General features: G+C 65.0%; 1 pseudogene. It reads right to left on the bottom strand.

The window, feature by feature from the left end:
• Positions 1-698 (bottom strand): annotated as a pseudogene (locus tag ACCD05_RS31775) (phosphomannomutase); the annotation flags it as partial.

Genomic DNA, 698 nt, shown 5'->3' with positions numbered 1-698 from the left:
AGATTGGCTGGGCTTGCACGCAGATGCGCCATCAGCTTGGCACTTGTCTCGACCGGGAAGTTCTCAAGTCGGTCGGCGGCGGCGAAGGGGAGCGCGTAGCCCGATGCGATTGAAGACAGCGGGCGCTTGTTTGCGGCCGCCTGCGCCAGGGTCGCCAGAACAGGCAGGAAGCAATCACGGGTCGGCAAGGCAAGCAGCGTCGTACCATTGAGCTCGAAATCGCTCGCCACCAGCGTACCGCCATTGGCCTCGAAGCCGACGACGCCGGTCTTGCCAGCTACAAGCGCCTCCTGCATGCCCGATATCACGAAGGGCGATCCGACGCGGGTGCGGATGACGCTGAACGACCCTGATGCTTCGATGCCGGAGTTGGAGGTGACGGGTGTCACCACGGCGTCCGCGCCGAGGAAGTTGGCGGCGATCAGGCCAAGCAGGTCGCCACGCAGCGGCGTGCCGGTCTCATCGGTGACGAGCGGCCGGTCACCATCGCCATCGGCAGACACGATGGCGTCGAGGCCGTGGTCGCGTGCCGCTTGCTTCAAAAGTGCGACGGTCTCTTCCGAGACGGCTTCGGTATCGACGGGAATGAAGTGTTCGGAGCGCGCGAACGCCTTAACCTCGGCGCCGAAGTGCTCAAGCAGGCCGACCATGAGATCGCGGGCGACGGTGCTGTGCTGGTAGACGCCGACCTTCAGGCC

Source organism: Rhizobium sp. Rhizsp42 (genome assembly GCF_047304155.1).
Lineage (GTDB): Bacteria > Pseudomonadota > Alphaproteobacteria > Rhizobiales > Rhizobiaceae > Rhizobium.
This window is presented reverse-complemented; position numbering and strand designations above follow the sequence as displayed.